This window comes from Streptomyces sp. NPDC048479, from assembly GCF_040651435.1.
Taxonomy (GTDB): Bacteria; Actinomycetota; Actinomycetes; order Streptomycetales; family Streptomycetaceae; genus Streptomyces.
Genome location: NZ_JBEZKA010000087.1, coordinates 1 through 4,301 on the forward strand (window position 1 = coordinate 1; position 4,301 = coordinate 4,301).

4 protein-coding genes are annotated in these 4,301 nt (G+C 68.4%); all 4 read right to left on the reverse strand.

Annotation, left to right across the window (positions count from 1 at the left end; genetic code table 11):
• The coding region (locus AB0D12_RS40935) for a pyridoxal-phosphate dependent enzyme (RefSeq protein WP_362695096.1) at window positions 1–600 on the reverse strand (600 nt) is incomplete at its 3' end.
• A 213-nt stretch (window positions 601–813) separates the two neighbouring features.
• Window positions 814–1,884 (reverse strand): 2,3-diaminopropionate biosynthesis protein SbnB, encoded by a 1,071-nt coding sequence (gene sbnB / locus AB0D12_RS40940; RefSeq protein WP_362695099.1) that lies wholly within the window; start codon window positions 1,882–1,884, stop codon window positions 814–816.
• Window positions 1,881–2,885, reverse strand: a complete 1,005-nt coding sequence (locus AB0D12_RS40945) for a TauD/TfdA family dioxygenase (RefSeq protein ID WP_362695102.1) — start codon at window positions 2,883–2,885, stop codon at window positions 1,881–1,883. Before AB0D12_RS40945 ends, sbnB begins: the two co-directional genes overlap by 4 nt.
• A gap of 23 nt (window positions 2,886–2,908) precedes the next feature.
• A partial coding sequence (locus AB0D12_RS40950) for an alpha/beta fold hydrolase (protein WP_362695105.1) occupies window positions 2,909–4,301 on the reverse strand: 1,393 nt, incomplete at its 5' end.

Genomic DNA, 4,301 nt, shown 5'->3' on the forward strand with positions numbered 1-4,301 from the left:
GACGACATGCACCGGGCGGTGCCACTCCCGGAAGTAGCGTGCACAGCCCATCAGGGTCCCGGTGGTGCCGGCCCCGACGAACAGCACGTCCAGGTGCGGGAACTGGCGGGCGATCTCCGGCGCTGTCTTGCGGTAGTGCGCCTTCCAGTTGCTCGGGTTGGTGTACTGGCTGAGCCATACGTAACGGTCGTCGGAGGCGCACAGCGCGCGGACGTACTCGATCCGCGCGCCGAGGAAGCCGCCGTTGGCCTCCTGGCCGGCGATGATGTGCACCTGGCTGCCCAGGGCCTCCATCATCATCCTGGTCGACAGGTTGCAGCGGGAGTCCGTCACGCACAGGAACCGGTAGCCCTTGCTCGCCGCGATCATGCTCAGCGCCACGCCGAGGTTTCCGGACGAGGACTCGACCAGGATCGAATTCGGCGTCAGGACTCCGTCCCGCTCGGCGGTCTCCACCATCTCGGTCGCGGCTTTCAGCTTGATCGAGCCGGCGAAGTTGAAGCCCTCACACTTCAGGAAGAGCGACTGCCCGAAGATCGACCGAAGGTCGACATAGAGCTCCTCTTCGTTGAAGGCGTAGGGAACGGATATGACGGGCACGATGGTCTCCTCATCTGCAGCAGAGCACTTTTGGAACGTCCATCCGACCGTGGGCGGGCTTCTCGGTCTTGCGGGCGGGAGCCTGTGTCCAACCGAGCCGGACGGGGGCCCTGCGTCAGCGGCCGCGGTCTCGTGCGCCCTGACTTGCGGCGACTTGACCGGTGATCTCTCCTGGGATTAGTCCTGCATGTGCCTCCCGGGCTCTCGGCCGGCTCATCCGTACCGGCTCAGTTCGTGGAAGAAGTCGTCGATGATCTGCAGTTCTCCGGAGCGGACCACCTCGTCGTAGACGTACTTGCCGACGGCGAGGTCGAGCACCCCGAGACCGAACGGCGAGAACACGGCGGGGCGGTCCGTCGGCACGGTCACGCGCCTGGCCATCGCGTCGTCCAAGGTGCCGTGCAGGAAGTCCCGGTTGCCCGTGAGCTGCTCGGCCAGATGCGGCGAGGTGTTGGCCTTGAGACAGTGCTCGACGTCATCGACGATGTTGGCCGATGCCAGCAGGATCTCCGGCGCGAGGTCGCGCAGCGACACATGCAGCACCAACGGATTGTGTGCGAACCACGACAGATCGCTGACATGCGGCTGGGCGGCGACGGTGGCGAAGACCACCAGGTCGCTGTTCCGGATCAGCTGCTCGGCACTGTCGTGCACGGTGATCCAGCCGGCGGTGCCCGACTGCTCCAGATAAGTGCGGAAGCCTGCCGCGCTCTCGGGGGACAGGTCGTGCACGCCGATCTCGTCGAACGACCAGCCGGTGCCGGCCAGGAAGGCATGGATGTAGCGGGCGATCAAGCCCACCCCGAAGAACCCGACGCGCGTCGGGCGGTGGCGGTCGCGGCTGAGCCAGTCGGCGGCCGACGCGGCTGACGCGGCCGTCCTGGTGGCGCTGATGATCGAGCTTTCCAGGCAGGCGAACGGGTAGCCGGTGTCATGGTCGTTGAGGATCAGCACGGCCGAGGCACGAGGGATGCCTGCCGTCACGTTCTCCGGGAAGCTGGAGATCCATTTCAGGCCGTCCACCCGCACTTCCCCGCCGATCGAGGCGGGCAGCGCGATGATCCGGGAGGACGGGCGGTCGGGGAAACGCAGGAAGTAGGACGGCGGGTTCACCGAATCACCGGCGCCGTGCAGCCGGTAGGTGGCCTCGACCAACTCCACGATCTCCTTCTCGCGCCCCTGCAGCACGCGCTGAACCTGGGCACCGGGGATCACCGCAAACGGCGGCACAGCCATCGGCTCGGGCATTGCGGACTGCGTCGCGGCAGAGCGGACGGTGGTCATGGGCCAGTCACCTCGATTGTTGGCGAGCAGTCGGCCAGGTGAGTTGGATCGGCCATCGCGACGAGCACTTCCCGCGGTCCTTGGAAGGGTTCCCTGCTGTGTGCGGTGCGGATGTTGTCGACCAGCAGCAGGTCGCCGGCCTGCCATGGCTCCCGTGCGGTGTTCTCTTCGTAGATCTTGTTGAGCAGTTGTACGACGTCGTCGCCGATCGGGTCGCCTTCGCCGAAGCGGGTGTTGAAGGGCAGTCCGTCGGCGCCGTACTCGTCGATGAGGTACTCGCGCACCTCGGGGGCCAGCGTCCATTCGTTGAGGAAGGCGATCTGGTTGAACCAGCAGCGCCGGCCGGTGACCGGGTGTCGCACCACGGCGCTGCGGCGCTGTCTGGTGCGCAGTCCACCGTCGGGCTGCCACGCGAACTCGATCGCGTTGGCACGGCAGTAGCTCTCGACGGCGCCCCGCTCATCGGTCCCGAACGCCTCGGCCAGGGAGGCGCCGATCTCGTCGTTGTAGCTGCGGGTGAGCAGCCAGCCCTCCCGCTCGAACCGCTCGGTCAACTCGGTGGGCAGTGCGTCGAGCACGGTCGGTGCGTCGGCCACCGAGGTCGCCCCGCCCTCGGTGGGCGCACCGATGCATGCGAACAGCATCAGGCCGGGGAACTCGAGCCGGTAGCTCAGTTCGTGGTGCATGCACATGGGCTGGTTCGGCGGCCACTGCGATGAGGAGTAGACGCCTTCGGAGTAGGTCTGGCGGGGGGCGAAGGCTTCCTTCTCGGTCATCGGTGCGGTGGCCAGCCGCTGAAGGACCCCGTCGACCCCGGCCGCGTCGCGCAGCCCCAGGCCGCGGACCAGGACGGAACCGTGCTCGGCGACGACGGCGCGCAGCGCGTCCCGTTGCTCGGCCGCCCAGCTCGCCGCGTCGACGGTGGCTTCGACCCGCAGCATCGGAGGTTTGCCGGGTTTCGTCTCCACGTCGAGCAGTGATGTCGGGGATGAGGACGACATCTCGTTTTCCTTTCAGTCGCGGCTCAGTAGGAAGTCGGCCATTCGGCGGCGCTCAGCACGGCCTTGGCCACCTCGGTCGGACGGGTGCGCAGGAAGTAGTGGCCGCCGTCGGCGAGCTCGTGCAGGTCGACGTGGTCGGCGAGGAGTTGCCAGTCGCGGTACCGGCGCGGGAACTGCGCCGTGCTCGGGTCGTCGGCGGCGACGACGACGGTGACCGGCGCGGACAGCTTCACCGTCGGCGGGGCGTCCAGGGCATCGGCGAAATAGCGATGCGCGGACACACAGTCGTGCCGGAATGCCGCACCGACATGCTCGGCGCGCTGCGCATCCAGCTCACCGAGCTCGGTGTAGCCGCCGTCTGCGCTCAGCGCCGCGGCGATCGCGGCCTTGCTCCGCCCGGCCAGCTCGGTGACGATCTCGGCGTTGCTCCGCCCGGCCAGCTCGGTGATGGCGGCGCGCCGGGCGGTGGCGTCACCGAGCAGCTGCGCGCCGAGGAACACCCGCTGGACGTCCACCCCGCGCTCCTGCAGCTGCCTGGCCGTCTCCATGGCCAATGCGGTGCCCGAGGAGTGGCCCCACAGCAGGATCCTGGTCAGGCCACGCCGGGTGATCTCGGCGATGACCTGTTCAACCACCTCTGCGATCGGCGCGAACGGCTCGCTCTCGGCGGCCACGTCGTGACCGGGCAGCTCGACGGCGTAGACCGCCAGGCCGCCGGCCGGCAGTGCCTTGGCCAGCGGCTGGAAGTTCACCGCGTTGCCGCCGGCGTGGGGGAAGCACAGCAGGGCACCGGCCTGCGCGCGGTCCGATTCCGACAGTGACTGCAGCAGCCCGGAGCTCCGGTCGGACCGGCCGTCGACCAGCCCGGCCAGATCGGCGAGGACCGGGTGACGGGTGACGTCCTTCAGGGTCACCGCACGGTCGAGGGTGATGGCCAGCTTCACTGCCGACAGCGACGTGCCGCCCCGGTCGAAGAAGTGGTCCCGCCGACCGATCCGGTCCTGCGGAATGCCGAGGACCTTGGCCCACGTGGCGGCCAGCCACTGTTCTGTGGGCGTACTCGGCGCGCTGTAGTCGTCCTCGACGACGTCGAGCTCCTCGGCGAGCGCCGTCAGCGTCTTCCTGTCGATCTTGCTATTGGCCGTCAGGGGCAGGCTGTCCCGCCAGTGGAAGACCGACGGGACCATGTACTCGGGCAGCGACGCACTCAGCCGCTTCAGCAGGACGTCGGCCTCGAGTGGCTGCCGGCCGGAGTAGAAGGCCACCAGGTACTTGCTCTGGTCGGCCCGTTCGGCGACCACCACCGCGCCGTCGCGGACACCGGGGAGGCGCAGCAGGGTGTTCTCGATCTCGCCGATCTCGATCCGGAAGCCGCGGATCTTGACCTGGGCATCGCGGCGGCCGAGGAACTCCAGC

Bases quoted from the DNA above. Each gene is read 5' to 3' on its own strand.
- sbnB (WP_362695099.1), bottom strand. From the start codon at position 1,884: ATGACCACCGTCCGCTCTGCCGCGACGCAGTCCGCAATGCCCGAGCCG.
- AB0D12_RS40945 (WP_362695102.1), bottom strand. From the start codon at position 2,885: ATGTCGTCCTCATCCCCGACATCACTGCTCGACGTGGAGACGAAACCC.